This window comes from Polynucleobacter sp. HIN8, assembly GCF_030297615.1.
GTDB lineage: Bacteria > Pseudomonadota > Gammaproteobacteria > Burkholderiales > Burkholderiaceae > Polynucleobacter.
This window is the reverse complement of record NZ_AP028139.1, coordinates 1,437,271-1,454,739: the sequence shown is the minus strand read 5'-3', so window position 1 is coordinate 1,454,739 and position 17,469 is coordinate 1,437,271. Positions and strand designations below refer to the sequence as shown.

Genomic DNA, 17,469 nt, shown 5'->3' with positions numbered 1-17,469 from the left:
GACAAACCGATAAAGTTCATTCAAGGAGCGGTTGCATGACCCGTAATTACCCCTTTTCAGCCATAGTTGGCCAAGATGATATGAAACTGGCTATTTTGGCGGCCGCATTAGAGCCCAGCATCGGTGGGGTCTTGGTGATGGGGGATCGTGGTACGGGTAAGTCAACCGCAGTTCGTGGTTTAGCAGCGCTCTTGCCAAGCATGACCGTTGTAAAAGACTGTGCGTATGGATGTGATCCCAAAGCTATGGCGAGCTTGTGTGCCATTTGCAGTTCAGGAGCTAAAACTAAAGTCAAGACTGAGCTTCGCCCCGTGCCCGTGGTTGATCTACCCTTGGGGGCAACCGAGGATCGAGTGCTAGGGGCCTTGGATATTGAAAAAGCCTTAACGCTTGGCGAGAAGGCCTTTGAACCTGGTTTATTGGCCAAAGCCAACCGCGGGTTTTTGTATATCGATGAGGTTAATCTTTTGGATGATCATCTTGTTGATTTATTAATTGATGTCGCTGCATCGGGACAGAATGTGGTCGAACGTGAGGGGTTGAGTGTGCGCCATCCAGCCCGTTTTGTATTGGTAGGTAGCGGTAACCCCGAGGAGGGTGAGTTACGCCCACAACTTTTGGATCGTTTTGGTCTTGCCGTTGAAGTGAAAACGCCGACCGATATGACTAGTCGCATTGAAATCATCAAACGCCGTGACGCATTTGAGCGTAATCCCGATGCATTCATGAAGATTTGGGACAAGGAGGACGCAAAGATTCGGGAGACGATGGCAAGTGCTCGTAAGAAACTCGCAAGCGTCAAAGTTGATGACAAATTACTTCGTGATGCGAGTACGCTTTGTGCTCACCTTGGTACCGACGGTCTGCGTGGTGAACTTACACTTTTACGAGCCTCGCGGGCAGTTGCCGCGCTTGATGGAAAAAATAAAGTAACGCGCGATCATCTCAGACGGATCGCGGTGCCAGCCCTACAGCATCGTTTGCGTCGTAACCCACTGGATGAATCGAGTTCAGCGACCCGCGTGCAACGGGCACTCGATGAGTTGTTTGCCTAAGGCATGAACCCTTACTGGTTAACGTGTCTCCACGTTGCACAGCTTATTGCACTCGCTCCCCATGAGTTTGGTGGAGTAATTGTTCATGCACGGTCTGGACCTGTCCGTGAACGTTGGATGCAAGCGCTCGAACAGCTTGCGCGTCATCATGGTTTAGTAACACCATTGCGTAAGATTCCCAGTGGCATTTCTGATGAGAACCTACTTGGTGGTTTGGATATTGAGGCCACCATCATCTCGGGTAAGCCGGTCTTTCGACCAGGACTCTTAAGTCATTGCGATCACAATCTTGTGATTCTGCCGATGGCCGAACGTTTGGAAGCGGGGACGGTAGCACGGATTGCTGCCGCTTTAGATCATGGCAGCATTCAGGTTGAGCGTGATGGTCATGGAGAGCGGATTGCATGCGCGATGGGGGTGATCGCGCTTGACGAAAGCATTGAAGACGATGAAGTTGTCAATCCAAAATTAATGGAGCGCTGCGCCTTTTATCTTGATTTAGACTCGCTGGCTTGGCATGACCTACCCGACACCAAACTCGATGCAGAGTTTTTGGATTTGGATCCGGTCGGAATTAAAGATCGGGTTGAGCAAATTACCCTCCGTGATGAGCAATATGCGGCACTGATTGGAATAGCAGCGCAGTTGGGCATTGAGTCCTTACGCGCTGTGCAATTTACGGTGCGCACTGCACGGCACTTGGCTGCAATTGATTTTGATTGGCAGCAGGATGAGCCCAGTCAAGAGCATCTTGAGCGCGCGGTGACCTTGGTATTGCTACCCAGAGCAACACAAATACCTGATATGGCCGATGAGACTCAAGTTGAGGATGAACCAACTCCTGAACAAAACGAGGAAGCTAATTCAGAGGAGACCCAATCCCCGAATCACGAGACTGATGTTTTAGAAGATCAGGTATTGGAAGCGGCGCAAGCAGCGATCCCGCGCGAGTTACTTGATCGACTCACTCAACTCGCGTTGGTACGACAAAAAAATCATTCTGCTGGCAAGGCAGGCGCTAGCCAATTCAGTAGTCAACGCGGTGGCCCCATGGGCTCAAAGCCTGGAATGCCCTCCGGCAGCCAACGACTAAGTTTGATGGATACCCTGCGCGCCGCCGTGCCATGGCAACGGATTCGGCAACTTCAATTCAAGAGTAGTAAAAATCAGTCTCAGACAAAAATCCTCATTCGCAAGGATGATCTTCGGGTTAAACGCTATCGACAACGCAATCAAACGCTCACAACCTTTGTGGTTGATGCCTCCGGCTCTGCAGCGATCAATCGCTTAGCTGAAGCAAAAGGCGCAGTAGAGTTACTGCTTGCCGAGTGCTATGTACGACGCGATCAGGTGGCACTCGTTAGTTTTCGGGGAAGCGAAGCAGAACTTTTGTTAAGCCCAACACGTTCCTTGGTGAGAGCGAAACGTTCTTTAGCATCGCTGCCCGGTGGTGGTGGGACCCCACTAGCCAAAGCGATTGATACTGCCTTTGCACTGGCAAAAGGGTCGCTCAAAAAAGGGATGACTCCCACTTTAGTGTTTTTGACCGATGGCCGAGCTAATATCGCGCGTGATGGCACGCCAGGGCGCACCCAAGCGCAAGCCGATGCGGAGCAATCTGCAAAACTAGCATCTCAAGTGAAGGTGCGAAGTTTATGGATTGACACTTCCCCGCAAGCGCGTGAGGAGGGACAACAGATTGCACAACTCATTGGCTCTTACTATTTGCCGCTACCGCATGCGCGTGCTCAAGAGCTTTCGCAAGCGGTCTTAGGTGTCCTACACACCTAAACCAATTACTTCTTGATGGTTCGCAGTTCGCTTAAGATTAAATCAGCGGTCTTTGCGGTTTCGATCTCGTGCATGATATGGCCGCCTGGCCAATAGATCACCGTTGATTTAGGAAAGTATTGACTGATGATTTTCTTGAGACCGATTTCTGGCACCCATTGGTCGCTCTCACCAATCACCCAAATTAATTGACTTGGTAAGGCAGAACCTGCTTTGAGTACTTGATCGATATTGGCCGAGGCCATAAAGTTCATCGCGCCGCGGACATGCTCAGGTGATTGAAATAAGCGACGATAGTAGTTGCGATTGGTCTCTGGCAAATTGGTGTTGGTGGAATCTAATAAACGATCGGTCATGCCTGAGAGCGGCGCAATCTTAGCCAGGATCGATGCGAGGGTTGCCGATTTGGTAACTGGCCCAAGCATTGGTCCAAAAAATTGGGTATAGCTTGGCGGCGGCGGGATCAACGAGGGATTAAGACCAATGATGATCTGAGGTTTGGTGGGTGCTTGGTTGGCAAAGGCCAGCGCCAAGGGAGCGCCAGCGGAATGGCCAACGACCATAGTTGGCCATGGCATTTTGAGTTCGCTAATGAGCGCAATTAAATTGCTTGCTATCTGCTCAAGTCGCAAAGAGTCTACCGAAGCCCCCAATGTAAAGGCGTGCCCGGGTAAATCGACGCTCAGTACCTGCGCTTCTTGATTGAGTAAGGGCATGAGCTCCCCCCAGGAGTGTGTCGAGGAGCCGGTGCCGTGCAATAACAAAATCACCGGCCCTTTACCGGAGATTTGCACATGCCAGGTGAGATCACCCACAGTGATTGAACGGCTAATCTGGCGATTGGGCCAGTCGTAGGGAATGCGATTAATGGCGCTCATTAGGGTTTTCCCTAGATTTGTTTGATTGACCCTGTTGCATTAGCTGTCTATATTCATCATCATAATAAGTGTAAAAAAATATTTACACTTTTTACACCCGTATTACGACCCGATTAACTCTGAAAGCCGGTCATGAGTTCAAAAATTAGCCCCAGTCACGTAATGCAACAGCGCATTGAAACGGGCTTGCATCAAGCTCTTGCCATCGCAGAGTCTAAGACAGCCCCGCAAAATTTACAAAGGGCCTTGCACCATGCGGTTTTCCCAGGTGGTGCGCGCATTCGGCCACAACTGTGTTTAGCGGTTGCTGCAGCTTGCGGGGATGATGACCCAGATTTATCGATTGCGGCGGCAGGCGCGATTGAACTTTTGCATTGCGCATCACTAGTGCACGATGACTTACCCTGTTTTGATAATGCCATGGTGCGTCGTGGCCAGCCATCAGTGCATGCGGCATTTGGTGAACGCGTTGCCGTACTTGCTGGCGATGCACTGATTGTGTTGGCATTTCAGTACATTGCCTCGTGCAGTATGCGCTCACCATTGCGTCTCGCACCACTTCTAAAAACGATCGCTGCTTCAGTGGGGGCACCGCATGGCATCGTATCCGGTCAAGCCTGGGAATGCGAATCAAAAGTACAACTGTCGCAATACCAAAAAGAAAAAACAGGCTCACTCTTTGAAGCCGCAACCGCAGCGGGCGCACAAGCCGCAGGAGCGGATGCCGATACTTGGAAACCATTAGGGGAGTGGTTGGGCGAGGCCTATCAAGTGGCCGATGATATTCGGGATGTATTGGCTGACCAATCGATGATGGGTAAACCACAAGGTCAAGACCTAGCCCATGATCGACCCAGTTCTGCGCGAGACTTGGGATTGGTGGGTGCGGTTCAGCATTTTGATGAGTTGGTTTACAAAGCAATTCATTCAATTCCAAGCTGCAAAGGCGAGAAGATGCTACGCGCCTTAGTAGCGAAAGAAGCCGAGCGCTTGATTCCGGAAGCATGGTTTATGAATACGAGTCGACCACTGCATCACCATGCCACTATCTGAGCATGTGTCCAACGACACGCAGACCCGTCAACGAACTCTAAGTGAAGTATTCGCCGACTGGCGAAATAGCGTTATTGCGTCAGCACGATTTCAACGATGGGCTGCACGCTTTCCATTGACACGTTGGATTGTGCGGCGTCAGGCTTCTGCACTTTTTGATGTGATGGCAGGTTTTGTATATTCCCAAATCTTATTGGCGTGTGTGAAAGTCAATCTCTTTGAGTTGCTCGCAAACGGAGCTTTATCGAAAACACAATTGCAAGAGCGCATTGCACTACCGCCTGCTGGGGTAAATCGTTTGCTCGATGCCGCAGTTGCGATTCGTCTGCTTACCAAACGAGAGAATGAACACTATGCACTTGGCATGCTGGGTGCACCATTAGTTGGTAACCGAGCACTCATTGACATGATCGTGCACCACGGCGATTTCTATCGCGATTTACATGATCCGTTGGCACTGTTACGTGGCGATATTTCTGGGAAAGCGGCGATGGCCGAGTATTGGCCCTATATTAATCACGCCCACGATCCCAAACCAGAATCCCTATCGGCTGAGCGCGTTGCGAACTATTCAAAGCTCATGGCGCACACCCAACCTTTGGTTACTGCTGAAGTGATCGATGCCTATTCGTTTGCCAAGCATCGCCATTTACTGGATATTGGTGGCGGGCAGGGGGCATTTGTCACTCAACTTGCAAAGCGTTATCCAGATCTAAAGTGCACGATTTTTGATCTCCCGGGCGTGGCTGAGTTAGCAACTACTCACATTAGTCAAGCCCATTTATCCAATCAGATCGAGGCGATTGGGGGGAATTTTTTCGATGGGGTGTTACCCAAGGGTGCGGATGTGGCTACGCTCATCCGAGTTATTTTTGATCACGATGACTCTCGGGTCAACACCCTATTACGTAATGTTTTCAATGCCTTAGAGCCGGGTGCAAGCTTAATTTTGGCGGAGCCCATGGCAGATACCCCGGGTCAAGAGGCAATGGGCGATGCGTATTTTGGCTTCTATTTACTGGCAATGGGGCGGGGAAGACCGCGTTCCAAGGCAGAAATTACCCAAATGCTGGTGGAGGCCGGTTTTGAGGCCGTTCGGCTCCTACCATCGGCTATCCCTTTGAATGCGCAGATCTTGCATTGTAAAAAACCAATGATTTCAGTAGCTTAGAGTCTAAAAGCTATTTTTCACCCAAAAAGCCTTGTAAATACTGGGGGTCATCAGTAAAAACCCCTAGATAAATTATCCCCAAAGTGGTTAAGAATGAGTAATGTAAATAAATATTTACACATAAAATATGTAAATAAGAAATGACACTATGAACACAATCTATCAAGCAAAGGCCATCGTGCTCGAGAAGCCCGAGAGCGTTGTCTTGAGTGAGTTGAAGTTATCACCCGTTACCGAAACCGATGTGGTGGTTGATATTGAATGGAGCGGAATTAGTACGGGCACCGAAAAACTTCTCTGGAGTGGGCGCATGCCTCACTTCCCGGGCATGGGTTATCCGCTGGTACCGGGCTATGAGTCGGTTGGCAAAATTTATCAAGCAGGAATTCGGTCTGGGTATCAGCCCGGTCAGCGTGTATTTGTCCCTGGGGCGCGGTGCTTCGGTGATGTGAAAGGCCTCTTTGGTGGCGCGGCATCACGCGTAGTTGTGCCTGCGAGTCGAGTAATTGGTGTAGATAACAAGTTAGGCGCAGAAGCCGTTTTGTTTGCCTTAGCAGCGACAGCGCATCACGTCACATCCGCTGAAGGGAGTCAACAGCCTGATTTGATTATTGGTCACGGTGTTTTAGGTCGTCTCATTGCGCGCATAGCGGTACTTGCTGGCAAATCACCAGTGGTTTGGGAAACCGATACCGATCGTCGCAAAGGTGCGATTGGATACGAAGTGATTGACCCAAAAGCAGATCAAAAGCGCTATTACAAAACGATTGTCGATGTGAGTGGTGACGCAGCGCTACTCGATACCTTGATTTCATGTTTAGCGCCCGGCGGTGAAATCGTTCTGGCTGGTTTTTATGATGCCCCAATGACCTTCTCATTCCCTCAGGCATTTATGCGCGAGGCTCGCATTCGGGTGGCGGCGCAGTGGCAGCCTAAAGATTTATTAGCGGTGAAACATTTAGCTGAGTCGGGACGACTCTCGTTAGATGGATTGATTACGCATCATGCCTCACCAGCACATGCGGATAAAGCCTATCGCCAAGCGTTTAGCGATAAAGATTGTTTAAAGATGGTCCTTGATTGGAGAACCTTGCAATGAGTCCAGCAACCGCAAAATTAGAAGGTGTGCCAGCCGAAGCAACGGTGCAATTTGTCAATCTCAAAAAAGAGGCTGACATGGAACCGGATCCAGTCCACAAAGGACCCGTCACCAAAGAAACACAAATTATTGCCATTTATGGCAAGGGCGGAATTGGGAAAAGTTTTACTCTCGCTAATCTTTCATACATGATGGCGCAACAAGGTAAGAAGGTATTGCTGATTGGTTGCGATCCAAAGAGCGATACCACCTCCTTATTATTTGGTGGAAAAGCATGCCCCACCATTATTGAAACCTCCTCGAAGAAAAAGTTATCGGGGGATGCGGTTTCGATTGGTGATGTGTGCTTTAAACGCGATGGCGTATTTGCGATGGAGCTTGGTGGCCCCGAAGTAGGACGCGGTTGCGGTGGGCGCGGCATCATCCACGGCTTTGAGACCCTGGAGAAGTTGGGTTTTCATGATTGGGGTTTCGATTACGTCTTGTTGGATTTCTTAGGCGATGTGGTGTGTGGTGGTTTTGGTTTGCCCATTGCCCGCGACATGTGCCAAAAAGTGATTGTGGTGGGTAGCAATGATTTGCAATCCCTCTATGTAGCGAACAATGTTTGCTCCGCTGTGGAATATTTCCGTAAGTTGGGCGGTAATGTCGGTGTCGCAGGGATGGTCATCAATAAAGATGACAGCACCGGCGAAGCCCAAGCATTTGCAGAAAAAGTTGGTATTCCAGTCTTGGCTGCGATTCCTGCACACGAAGATATTCGTCGTAAAAGTGCTAGCTATGAAATCATCGGTCGTCCAGGCACGCAATGGGGCCCACTCTTTGAAGAGTTGGCGACCAATGTCGCGAGCGCGCCACCGGTGCGACCAAAGCCACTGAGCCAAGATGATCTCTTAGGACTCTTCTCATCAGACATTACCGGTCGCGACTATGTTCTTGAGCCTGCTACCGATGTTGACATGATGGGTAAAGACGCGGTTGTGAAGAAAACCCTTGAAGTGGTGTACGACAAGGTTTAAGTTCATGAGTAAGCCCATCATTCCGATCGTGCCTGAGCAGTTGGTGAACGATCCGTCCAAAGGCGATGGATTGGGATGCCATGCGGGTGAAAAGCAAATGATGGATGCGGCGAAATCATCGGGCAAGGGCGAGGTGTTACAACGCTACGCGCAAGACTATCCCAAGGGTCCGCACGATCAACCACAGAGTATGTGCCCAGCCTTTGGTTCATTGCGTGTTGGTTTGCGCATGCGCCGCACCGCTACGATTTTGTCAGGCTCTGCCTGCTGCGTATACGGTCTTACGTTCACATCGCATTTTTATGGTGCACGACGCAGCGTGGGTTATGTGCCATTTAATTCCGAGACCTTGGTTACTGGAAAATTATTTGAAGATATTCGGGACTCGGTGCACGAACAAGCCGACCCCAATAAGTACGATGCGATTGTCATCATTAATTTATGCGTGCCGACTGCCAGTGGTGTGCCACTGCAATTACTTCCTAAAGAAATTAATGGCGTACGCATTATCGGTATCGATGTACCTGGATTTGGTGTGCCAACCCATGCTGAGGCTAAAGATGTATTAGCTGGAGCCATGTTGCAATACGCTCGCCACGAAATCATGGCGGGTCCCGTACAAGCACCGCGTACTGGTGTGCAAACTAAGCCCACCATCACACTTTTGGGTGAGATATTCCCAGCCGATCCTGCAGTGATTGGTGCGATGTTGGAGCCAATGGATCTTGCGGTAGGCGCCACAGTACCAACCCGTGAATGGCGCGAGCTGTATCAAGCGCTCGATTGCAAAGCAGTGGCAGCGATTCATCCGTTTTACACAGCGAGTATTCGGGAGTTTGAAGCCGCAGGTCGGCCTATCGTTGGATCTGCCCCCGTTGGATATGAAGGCACTGCGGCATGGTTAGAAGCAATTGGCAAAGCAACCAATACTCCGCAAGACCGAATCAATGCCGCCAAACATAAAATCTTGCCAGCAATTAAAGCTGTTCTTGGCGCAACCCCGATTAAAGGTCGCATTACCTTGAGCGGTTACGAGGGGTCCGAACTTTTAGTAGCGCGCTTACTGATTGAGAGCGGTGCAGATGTCCGTTATGTTGGATCCGCATGCCCACGCACCACCTGGAGCGATGCCGATCGCGAGTGGTTGGAAGCCAAAGGCGTACAAGTGCAGTTTCGTGCATCGCTTGAGCAGGATTTGGCGGCGATGGCCGAGTACCAACCCGATTTGGCGATTGGCACAACGCCAGTGGTACAAGCTGCGAAGCAGGCATCGATTCCCAGTCTCTATTTCACTAATTTAATTTCAGCACGTCCCTTGATGGGGCCGGCTGGAGCTGGATCGCTCGCGCAGGTGATTAATGCCGCAATTGGCAATCAAGCGCGCTTTGATGAAATGAAGGCCTTCTTTGGTGAAGTGGGTGCGAATCATAATGCGGGCGTTTGGGAAGCGGTACCTAAAGATCGTCCTGAGTTTAAGGCTGAGACGCGTCGCAAGCTAGAAAAAGCCATTAAGAAACGCAAAGCCGAGGAGATGATCTGATGTACGTCATTGATCACGATCGTGCTGGCGGCTATTGGGGAGCCGTATATGTATTTACGGCCATCAAAGGATTGCAAGTGGTGATCGATGGTCCGGTGGGCTGTGAGAATTTACCCGTCACATCGGTATTGCATTACACCGATGCTCTGCCACCGCATGAGTTACCGATCGTGGTTACTGGATTGGCTGAAGAGCAATTAGGTCGTGAGGGCACCGAAGGTTCGATGAAACGCGCGCACGCTACTTTGGATCCTGATTTGCCAGCGGTGGTTGTGACCGGATCAATTGCTGAGATGATTGGCGGCGGAGTTACTCCAGAAGGGACTGCGATTGCTCGCTTCTTACCGCGCACGATTGATGAAGACCAATGGCAGTGCGCTAACCGCGCCATGTATTGGTTGTGGTCGGAGTATGGCATTAAGAATGTACCCCAACGCAAACCCCGTAAAGAAGGGGAGAAGCCCCGCGTCAATATTATTGGCCCTGCATATGGCACGTTTAATATGCCAAGCGATTTGGCGGAGATCCGTCGCCTAGTTCAAGGAATAGGTGCCGAGATCAATATGGTGTTCCCACTGGGTAGCCATTTAGCCGATGTATCCCGCTTAGTCGAAGCCGATGTCAACATTTGCATGTACCGTGAGTTTGGTCGTATGCTCTGCGAAGCCCTAGATCGCCCCTATTTACAGGCGCCCATTGGTCTGCATAGCACGACTAAGTTTTTGCGTAAATTGGGCGAGTTATTGGATCTTGATCCCGAGCCATTTATTGAGCGCGAGAAGCACACCACGATTAAACCGATTTGGGATCTATGGCGCTCGGTGACCCAAGACTTTTTTGGTACAGCAAACTTTGCGATCGTTGCAAACGAGACCTACACGCGCGGGATCTCCCACTTCTTGAGTGAGGAGATGGGATTGCCCTGCAGCTTTGCCATTTCTCGCAAGCCTGGTCAGAAAACCGATAGCGAGGAAATTCGAAAGTTAGTCAAAGAGAAAGCTCCCTTAGTCCTTTTTGGAAGTTACAACGAACGCATGTATTTAGCCGAAGCGGGTGGCAAGGGAATGTATATCCCGGCATCGTTTCCCGGGGCAATCATTCGACGCCATACCGGTACTCCATTTATGGGATACGCCGGCGCAACCTATTTAATCCAAGAGTTTTGTAATGGACTCTTTGATGCTTTATTCCATATCTTGCCTCTGGGTACTGAAATGGATAAGGTCGATTCGACCTTAGCAAGAGGTCAAGCGGCCAATGCTTTCTTGTGGGATAGCGATGCCCAAACCATGGTCGCCAATTACGTTCAGAAGCAACCTGTGCTGGTACAAATCTCCGCTGCTAAGCAATTGCGTGATCGCGTCGAGCGCGATACCGAATCCTCTGGAGAGGCGCGCGTAACCGCAGAGCGCGTTCGTCTTTCTTGTCCAGAGATTGTGCAAGAGAAAGTACCTAACCCGATATTGGAGAAAGTATGAGCATGACTACTTTCATCCATCCCCAATGTGGCAGTTCACTGCCATATGCCCTTGTCGCGCGGGCTTTGCGCGGTGCTAGCCGAAAGGCTAATTTTGAAGGAGGGATCTCGAATGAGTGATCACAGAGGCTCTATTTCTGGTCTTACCGACGACGAGGCGAAAGAATTTCACCAGTTTTATGTCCAAGGTTTGGTCGGGTTTACTGCAATAGCGGTCATTGCTCACATTCTCGTGTGGGCTTGGCGTCCTTGGTTCTACTGAAATCGGAAGTAACAACGTAAAGGTAACGATATGAAAGATATCCATTTAAACCACTCGGTACAAGAGATCGTGAAGAACGATTCAATCACGTTCAAGATGATTTTTGTCTTGTGTTTTGTGGTGTGTTTTGTACTCGCGCTCTTTACTGTGTTCCTACCAGGTCAGTGGAGATCCTGGTTACCAGGGTCCGAAGAGAAGTCAATGATCGACGGCGTAAGGTCTGCGGTTTATAGCTTTATGTCGTATTTAACTTAGGAGAAATACCATGTGGAGAATTTGGAAACTATATGACCCATTACGGGCTATGGCCATTCAAGGAATCTTCCTGTTCGGTTTAGCGGCAATGATTCACTTGATTCTGCTAAGCACCGTGCGCTTTAACTGGTTAGATGGTTTAAGTCAAACCCAGTACAAAGCAAAAACAGGTACAGGTTCTGCAACCCCACCAGCAGCACCAGCAGCAAAGTAGTACGCATCATGAAAACCGTGGTGGATAAGACTTGACCACGCATCGAGTCTTATCTACCAATTTAAGGAAGGACTAAAAAATGGCCATGCTCAGCTTTGAACGAAAGTACCGAGTGCGAGGGGGAACCCTGGTTGGCGGAGATTTATTCGACTTTTGGGTAGGCCCTTTTTATGTCGGATTTTTTGGTATCACCACGATCTTCTTTGCCTTTTTAGGCACTGCACTCATTTTGTGGGGCGCATCGCAAGGACCCACATGGAACTTGTGGCAAATTAATATTGCCCCACCCGATTTAAAGTATGGCTTGGCACCTGCACCACTGATGGAAGGTGGGCTATGGCAGTTGATCACAATTTGCGCCTTAGGCGCATTTGGATCTTGGGCACTGCGTGAAGTGGAGATCTGTCGCAAATTAGGTATGGGCTTTCATGTACCGTTTGCCTTCTCCGTTGCGATCTTTGGTTATTTCACATTGGTTGTGATTCGCCCTGTATTGATGGGCGCCTGGGGCCATGGGTTCCCATACGGCATCTTGAGTCACCTTGATTGGGTCTCAAACGTTGGCTATCAATACCTACATTTTCATTACAACCCCGCGCACATGATTGCGATCACCTTATTTTTCACGACAACCCTCGCGCTTGCCATGCATGGCGCCCTTGTGTTGTCGTCAACGAATCCGCAAAAGGGCGAGTTTGTTAAAACCCCCGAACATGAAGACACCTTCTTTCGGGATTTGATTGGCTACTCCGTCGGCACTTTGGGTATTCACCGACTCGGCTTGTTCTTAGCTTTAGCTGCAGTATTTTGGAGCGCAGTTTGCATTGTCATTAGTGGACCATTTTGGACTCGTGGTTGGCCAGAGTGGTGGGGTTGGTGGTTAAACCTCCCCATTTGGTCATAAGAAAAATCGAGGGATAACGATATGGACTATCAAAATTTATTCACTCAGGTTCAGGTTGTCGCTGAACCGCATCATGGCTCACCACTTAATCCCAGAAAGGATGAGCGTGAGCGTATTGGCAAACCATTTTTAGTCCATTTATTTGGGCGTTTAGGCAATGCGCAGATTGGTCCTATTTATTTAGGAACGATTGGGATTGCATCCTTATTCTTTGGCATGATTGGCTTTCAGATTATTGGCTGGAATATGTTGGCCTCGGTCAATTGGGATCCCATCCAGTTTGTGCGTCAACTGTTTTGGTTATCGCTCGATCCACCGTTACCCAAGCATGGCTTGAGTTTAAATATGCCACTCGCTGAGGGTGGTTGGTGGATGATGGCCGGTGCATTCTTAACCGCATCGGTCTTGTTATGGTGGTGGCGCACCTACCGACGTGCAGTTGCGCTTGGCATGGGTACGCATATCGCATGGGCTTTCCTCTCTGCAATCTGGTTATTCCTGGTCTTGGGATTCTTTCGACCATTATTAGTTGGAAGTTGGAGTGAGGGCGTACCGTTTGGTATCTTCTCGCACCTCGATTGGACCGCTGCATTCTCTTTGCGTTACGGTAATTTGTTTTACAACCCATTCCATATGCTCTCGATTGCCTTCCTTTATGGATCAGCGCTGTTATTTGCAATGCATGGCGCAACCATCTTAGCGGTTGGTCGATATGGTGGTGAGCGCGAGATTGAACAAATTGTCGATCGCGGAACTGCATCGGAGCGTGCCGGACTATTTTGGAGATGGACCATGGGCTTTAATGCCACGATGGAGTCCATTCACCGTTGGGCCTGGTGGTTTGCCGTATTGGTACCACTGACAGGTGGAATCGGAATTTTATTAACGGGTACTGTGGTTGATAACTGGTACTTGTGGGCAGTCAAGCATGGGGTTGCACCAGCATACCCTGATGTGTATAGCATCCCCACAGTTGATCCAGCAGCGACATTCGTGCCACCTCCACCCGTCGCCAAATAAGGAGCAATCATGAACTCAATTCAACGCATATTGAGCATCGCTGCTCTCATCGGCAGTACATTCGTTCTGACGGCGTGTGAGCGCCCACCCATCGAATCGGTACAGAATGGATTTCGGGGAACCGGTATGGCGATGGTTTACAACCCTCGCACCTTAGATGCGCAGGCCGAAAAGAATGCGGTCCCTGCAGGAATTCCTGCTGACCCTAATGGCCCCAAAGCAGGAGCTGTTTATAAGAACGTCAAGGTTTTAGGAAACCTGAGCGTTGCGCAGTTTACGAACTTTATGGTGGCAATGACCAGCTGGGTTGCTCCTGAACAGGGTTGTGCGTATTGCCATAACGTCGCAAACTTTGCCGAAGACGGAATGTATACCAAGACTGTTTCCCGTAAGATGATCCAGATGACTCAACGTATTAACGTTGAATGGAAATCGCACGTCGCTGAAACTGGTGTTACCTGTTATACCTGCCACCGCGGAAATAATATTCCACAAAATGTTTGGTCGATTGATTCAACTAAACAGCAGGGCAGTGGATTTTTAACTGGTAAGAACGGTCAAAACACGCCATCACCATCGGTTGGCGGGAGTGATTTACCGTATGACCCATTTACCCCATACTTGCTAAAAGCGGAAAACATTCGCATGAATGGACCCACCGCATTGCCAACCGGAAATAAGAACAGTATTCAGGATACTGAAAAGGTATTTGGCTTAATGGTACATATGTCGACCTCGTTGGGTGTGAACTGTGCCTATTGCCACAACACCCGCTCAATGCCCGAGTGGTCACAAAGTCCTCCGCAGCGAATGACTGCTTGGTATGGCATTCGCATGGTCCGGGATCTCAATAATAACTATATGGTGCCGCTAACTGGCGTATTCCCAGCACATCGATTGGGACCTGAAGGGGATGTATTAAAAAATAATTGCACCACCTGTCACCAAGGAGCCTACAAACCCCTATACGGAGTTTCAATGCTCAAAGATTATCCATTCTTAACAGGCACGCCAGCACCACGCGTCGCTCCAAAGCCTGGTGAGAAGAGTAATACTGTAGCGATGAAGTAAAGAATGATGCAACCGGTACTTATGGCGTCCTTCGTGGCGCCATTTTTTTCTAAATTGGGTCGCGATGCTTAAACGAACCTATCTACCTAGTGATGATCGCCCGATCGCGGTAGTCATTGGGAGTGGTTTTGGTGGCCTAGCTGCAGCTATTCGGCTTTCGCACAAAGGGTATCGCGTCAAAGTATTCGAGAGGCTCGATAAGCCGGGTGGTCGCGCTTATGTGCATGAGCGCGATGGCTACACCTTTGATGCTGGACCGACCATCATTACCGCCCCTTTTTTACTGGAAGAGTTGTGGGAGTTGTGTGGTGAGAAACTCGAAACCGATGTGGATCTGCGACTTATGGATCCGTTTTATCGAATTCGGTTTGACGATGGCAGTCATTTTGATTACACCGGTGATCTTAAACGCATGCGTGATGAAGTTGCTAAATTTAGTCCGGCAGATTTACCTGGTTACGATCGATTTCTAGCAGAGGCTGAGAAATGCTACCAATTGGGTTTTAAGGAACTTAGTAATGTTGCCTTTGACTCTCTAAGCGATTTATTCGAGGCATTTCCATCCATGGTGAAGATGAAAGCCTGGGAGAGTATCTACACACTGGTTGCAAGGCATTTAAAGAATGACAAGTTACGTCAGGTGATGAGTTTTCATCCATTATTAATTGGGGGAAACCCATTCTCGGTAACTGCGGTGTACTCGCTTATTAACTCCTTGGAGCGTAAACATGGCGTGTTCTCGGCCATGGGAGGCACGGGATCCTTAATTAAGGGATTGGTTCGCTTATTGGCTGATGTGGGCGTGGATGTGCAATGCAATCAGGAAGTGAAGCGCATCGAGGTGCGTGATGGCAAAGCCGTTGGAATCACACTGGCTGATGGTAATTTTGTACCCGCCGATATCGTGGTCTCCAATGCAGATGCCGCCTGGACCTATCAGAAATTAATTGAACCCCAGCATCGTAAAGTCTGGACCGATCAAAAGGTGGCGCGGAGTAAATATTCGATGAGTTTATTTGTTTGGTACTTTGGGACCAAGCAGCAATACCCGGATGTGCCTCATCACATGATCTTATTAGGCAAGCGCTACCGCGAGTTGCTGGAAGATATCTTCAAGCGTAAGGTGCTGGCAAAGGATTTCAGTCTATATCTGCACCGACCAACCGCGACCGATCCGAGTCTTGCGCCAGTTGGTCACGATACATTTTATGTGCTCTCACCTGTACCGAATTTAGATAGTGGTACTAACTGGCAAGAAACTGCCGAGACTTATCGACAAGCCATTGCAGAGTATTTGGATCAATCGGTATTGCCCGGTCTTGAAAAGTACGTCACTACCTCGTTTTGCACAACCCCGCAGGATTTTCAGGATCGACTGTTGTCGGTCAAGGGTGCAGCCTTTGGTTTTGAACCACTCTTATTACAAAGCGCTTGGTTTAGACCCCATAACCGTAGCGAAGATGTCAAAGGACTTTATATGGTGGGCGCAGGTACCCATCCCGGCGCCGGAATACCTGGGGTTCTCTCATCAGCCAAGGCATTAATGTCAGTGGTTCCGCATCCGATTAATGTGGCTAAAGGGTATGCACAATGAATCGTAGCTCCAAGCGCTTTGATGAGGATCTCAATGAATGCCTAGAAACCATGCGCGATGGCTCAAAATCCTTCTTTGCTGCATCACGCGTATTACCGAGTCGAGTGAGGGATCCCGCTACAGCTCTCTACGCGTTTTGCCGGATCACCGATGATATTGCTGATGCCGCAGACGCAACTGAGCAATCCATCATCACGCTTCAAGAGCGATTGGATGCCATCTATCTAGGTCAACCTATTGATGAAGCGGCAGATCGGGCTTTGGCAGAAGTCGTGCGTGCCTTTGATATTCCAAAAGAGTTACCACTCGCACTGATTGAGGGGTATGCCTGGGATACGCAATACCGAACTTACGAGACCTTTGATGAGTTACTCGATTACTGCTCACGAGTTGCAGGCACGGTTGGCGCCATGATGTGTTTGATCATGGGAAAACGTGAGCCAGAGACTGTCGCGCGCGCCTGTGAGCTGGGACTCGCTATGCAATTAACCAACATTGCTCGTGATGTCGGTGAAGATGCGATGAACGGCCGGATCTATTTACCGATTGAGTGGATGCGGGAAGAGGGGCTCGATCCCGATGAGTGGTTAGCAAACCCACAATTTAGTGAAGCAATTTCTCGCGTCGTGGCGAGGCTACTCAAAGCAGCTGACAAACTCTATACCCAAGCAGAGATTGGAATCAGTGACTTGCCGTGGGACTGCCGCCCAGCGATTGCTGCAGCACGTCTCATTTATGCGGAGATTGGTCGTGAGGTCGAGCGTCTAAATCTCGATTCCGTGTCAGTTCGGGCTGTAGTTTCGAAGCAGCGCAAACTCGTCTTATTAACCCATGCAACATCGGCCATCATTGCGAAGTTCTCGATCCGACGCTTTAACCCACAAGCGCATCCATCGGTTCAGTTCTTAATTGAGGCAGTGAATAAAACTCCGCACATCCGTCATTACGGTGGAACGATCCACGAGAGACTTACATGGGTTGTTGACCTGCTCGAGCGCGTTGAGGAGCGAAAGCGAGAGGCAGAAATGAGTACGCACGAACGCTTTCAGGCAAATTAGTTCTAATA

General features: G+C 49.6%; 17 protein-coding genes. 16 read left to right on the top strand and 1 reads right to left on the bottom strand.

From position 1 onward, the window contains the following. Positions 1-35: 35 nt before the first annotated feature. Together bchI and QUE65_RS07585 are read left to right on the top strand one after the other, a co-directional pair. Positions 36-1,055 (top strand): magnesium chelatase ATPase subunit I, encoded by a 1,020-nt coding sequence (bchI, locus tag QUE65_RS07590; protein WP_286280413.1) that lies wholly within the window; start codon positions 36-38, stop codon positions 1,053-1,055. A 3-nt stretch (positions 1,056-1,058) separates the two neighbouring features. Continuing rightward, positions 1,059-2,846, top strand: a complete 1,788-nt coding sequence (locus QUE65_RS07585) for a magnesium chelatase subunit D (protein WP_286280411.1) — start codon at positions 1,059-1,061, stop codon at positions 2,844-2,846. A 5-nt stretch (positions 2,847-2,851) separates the two neighbouring features. Here the strand turns inward: QUE65_RS07585 and bchO are convergent, their stop codons facing one another. Then, positions 2,852-3,724, bottom strand: coding sequence for an alpha/beta fold hydrolase BchO (bchO, locus tag QUE65_RS07580; RefSeq protein WP_286280410.1), 873 nt, complete (start codon positions 3,722-3,724; stop codon positions 2,852-2,854). 132 nt (positions 3,725-3,856) lie between these two features. Between bchO and QUE65_RS07575 the strand changes: the two genes are divergently transcribed. The 14 genes from QUE65_RS07575 (at position 3,857) to QUE65_RS07510 (ending at position 17,461) form a co-directional block, all read left to right on the top strand. After that, positions 3,857-4,777, top strand: a complete 921-nt coding sequence (locus QUE65_RS07575) for a polyprenyl synthetase family protein (protein WP_286280409.1) — start codon at positions 3,857-3,859, stop codon at positions 4,775-4,777. Continuing rightward, positions 4,764-5,948, top strand: a complete 1,185-nt coding sequence (locus QUE65_RS07570) for a methyltransferase (protein ID WP_286280407.1) — start codon at positions 4,764-4,766, stop codon at positions 5,946-5,948. Before QUE65_RS07575 ends, QUE65_RS07570 begins: the two co-directional genes overlap by 14 nt. 148 nt (positions 5,949-6,096) lie before the next feature. Then, positions 6,097-7,047 carry a chlorophyll synthesis pathway protein BchC gene (gene bchC / locus QUE65_RS07565; RefSeq protein WP_215369563.1) on the top strand — a complete coding sequence of 317 codons (951 nt, stop codon included), beginning with the start codon at positions 6,097-6,099 and terminating at the stop codon, positions 7,045-7,047. After that, positions 7,044-8,066, top strand: coding sequence for a chlorophyllide a reductase iron protein subunit X (locus QUE65_RS07560; RefSeq protein ID WP_215369561.1), 1,023 nt, complete (start codon positions 7,044-7,046; stop codon positions 8,064-8,066). The genes bchC and QUE65_RS07560 overlap by 4 nt, the downstream gene beginning before the upstream one ends. A 4-nt stretch (positions 8,067-8,070) precedes the next feature. Then, on the top strand, positions 8,071-9,606 hold the full coding sequence (gene bchY / locus QUE65_RS07555) for a chlorophyllide a reductase subunit Y (RefSeq protein WP_286280406.1): 1,536 nt from the start codon (positions 8,071-8,073) through the stop codon (positions 9,604-9,606). After that, positions 9,606-11,084 (top strand): chlorophyllide a reductase subunit Z, encoded by a 1,479-nt coding sequence (gene bchZ / locus QUE65_RS07550; protein WP_286280404.1) that lies wholly within the window; start codon positions 9,606-9,608, stop codon positions 11,082-11,084. Before bchY ends, bchZ begins: the two co-directional genes overlap by 1 nt. A 111-nt stretch (positions 11,085-11,195) precedes the next feature. Then, on the top strand, positions 11,196-11,345 hold the full coding sequence (pufB, locus tag QUE65_RS07545; RefSeq protein WP_108508840.1) for a light-harvesting antenna LH1, beta subunit: 150 nt from the start codon (positions 11,196-11,198) through the stop codon (positions 11,343-11,345). Between the two features lie 30 nt (positions 11,346-11,375). Continuing rightward, on the top strand, positions 11,376-11,600 hold the full coding sequence (locus QUE65_RS07540) for a hypothetical protein (protein WP_286280403.1): 225 nt from the start codon (positions 11,376-11,378) through the stop codon (positions 11,598-11,600). A 10-nt stretch (positions 11,601-11,610) separates the two neighbouring features. Then, complete coding sequence (gene pufA / locus QUE65_RS07535) at positions 11,611-11,814, top strand: light-harvesting antenna LH1, alpha subunit (RefSeq protein WP_215369554.1); 204 nt, start codon at positions 11,611-11,613, stop codon at positions 11,812-11,814. Positions 11,815-11,893: 79 nt separating this feature from the next. Further along, complete coding sequence (gene pufL / locus QUE65_RS07530; RefSeq protein WP_215369552.1) at positions 11,894-12,718, top strand: photosynthetic reaction center subunit L; 825 nt, start codon at positions 11,894-11,896, stop codon at positions 12,716-12,718. Between the two features lie 21 nt (positions 12,719-12,739). Then, positions 12,740-13,738: a photosynthetic reaction center subunit M gene (gene pufM / locus QUE65_RS07525; RefSeq protein ID WP_215369550.1), complete on the top strand. Its 999-nt coding sequence runs from the start codon at positions 12,740-12,742 to the stop codon at positions 13,736-13,738. A gap of 9 nt (positions 13,739-13,747) precedes the next feature. Then, the gene (gene pufC, locus QUE65_RS07520) at positions 13,748-14,809 is read left to right on the top strand and encodes a photosynthetic reaction center cytochrome PufC (protein WP_286280400.1); all 1,062 of its coding nucleotides are present in this window, start codon (positions 13,748-13,750) and stop codon (positions 14,807-14,809) included. Positions 14,810-14,873: 64 nt separating this feature from the next. Beyond that, positions 14,874-16,403 (top strand): phytoene desaturase, encoded by a 1,530-nt coding sequence (locus QUE65_RS07515; protein WP_286280398.1) that lies wholly within the window; start codon positions 14,874-14,876, stop codon positions 16,401-16,403. After that, positions 16,400-17,461, top strand: a complete 1,062-nt coding sequence (locus tag QUE65_RS07510) for a phytoene/squalene synthase family protein (RefSeq protein WP_286280397.1) — start codon at positions 16,400-16,402, stop codon at positions 17,459-17,461. Before QUE65_RS07515 ends, QUE65_RS07510 begins: the two co-directional genes overlap by 4 nt. Positions 17,462-17,469: the final 8 nt, after the last annotated feature.

Coding starts and splice junctions, on each gene's coding strand:
- bchI (WP_286280413.1), top strand. CDS start 36: ATGACCCGTAATTACCCCTTTTCAGCCATAGTTGGCCAAGATGATATG.
- QUE65_RS07585 (WP_286280411.1), top strand. CDS start 1,059: ATGAACCCTTACTGGTTAACGTGTCTCCACGTTGCACAGCTTATTGCA.
- bchO (WP_286280410.1), bottom strand. CDS start 3,724: ATGAGCGCCATTAATCGCATTCCCTACGACTGGCCCAATCGCCAGATT.
- QUE65_RS07575 (WP_286280409.1), top strand. CDS start 3,857: ATGAGTTCAAAAATTAGCCCCAGTCACGTAATGCAACAGCGCATTGAA.
- QUE65_RS07570 (WP_286280407.1), top strand. CDS start 4,764: ATGCCACTATCTGAGCATGTGTCCAACGACACGCAGACCCGTCAACGA.
- bchC (WP_215369563.1), top strand. CDS start 6,097: ATGAACACAATCTATCAAGCAAAGGCCATCGTGCTCGAGAAGCCCGAG.
- QUE65_RS07560 (WP_215369561.1), top strand. CDS start 7,044: ATGAGTCCAGCAACCGCAAAATTAGAAGGTGTGCCAGCCGAAGCAACG.
- bchY (WP_286280406.1), top strand. CDS start 8,071: ATGAGTAAGCCCATCATTCCGATCGTGCCTGAGCAGTTGGTGAACGAT.
- bchZ (WP_286280404.1), top strand. CDS start 9,606: ATGTACGTCATTGATCACGATCGTGCTGGCGGCTATTGGGGAGCCGTA.
- pufB (WP_108508840.1), top strand. CDS start 11,196: ATGAGTGATCACAGAGGCTCTATTTCTGGTCTTACCGACGACGAGGCG.
- QUE65_RS07540 (WP_286280403.1), top strand. CDS start 11,376: ATGAAAGATATCCATTTAAACCACTCGGTACAAGAGATCGTGAAGAAC.
- pufA (WP_215369554.1), top strand. CDS start 11,611: ATGTGGAGAATTTGGAAACTATATGACCCATTACGGGCTATGGCCATT.
- pufL (WP_215369552.1), top strand. CDS start 11,894: ATGGCCATGCTCAGCTTTGAACGAAAGTACCGAGTGCGAGGGGGAACC.
- pufM (WP_215369550.1), top strand. CDS start 12,740: ATGGACTATCAAAATTTATTCACTCAGGTTCAGGTTGTCGCTGAACCG.
- pufC (WP_286280400.1), top strand. CDS start 13,748: ATGAACTCAATTCAACGCATATTGAGCATCGCTGCTCTCATCGGCAGT.
- QUE65_RS07515 (WP_286280398.1), top strand. CDS start 14,874: ATGCTTAAACGAACCTATCTACCTAGTGATGATCGCCCGATCGCGGTA.
- QUE65_RS07510 (WP_286280397.1), top strand. CDS start 16,400: ATGAATCGTAGCTCCAAGCGCTTTGATGAGGATCTCAATGAATGCCTA.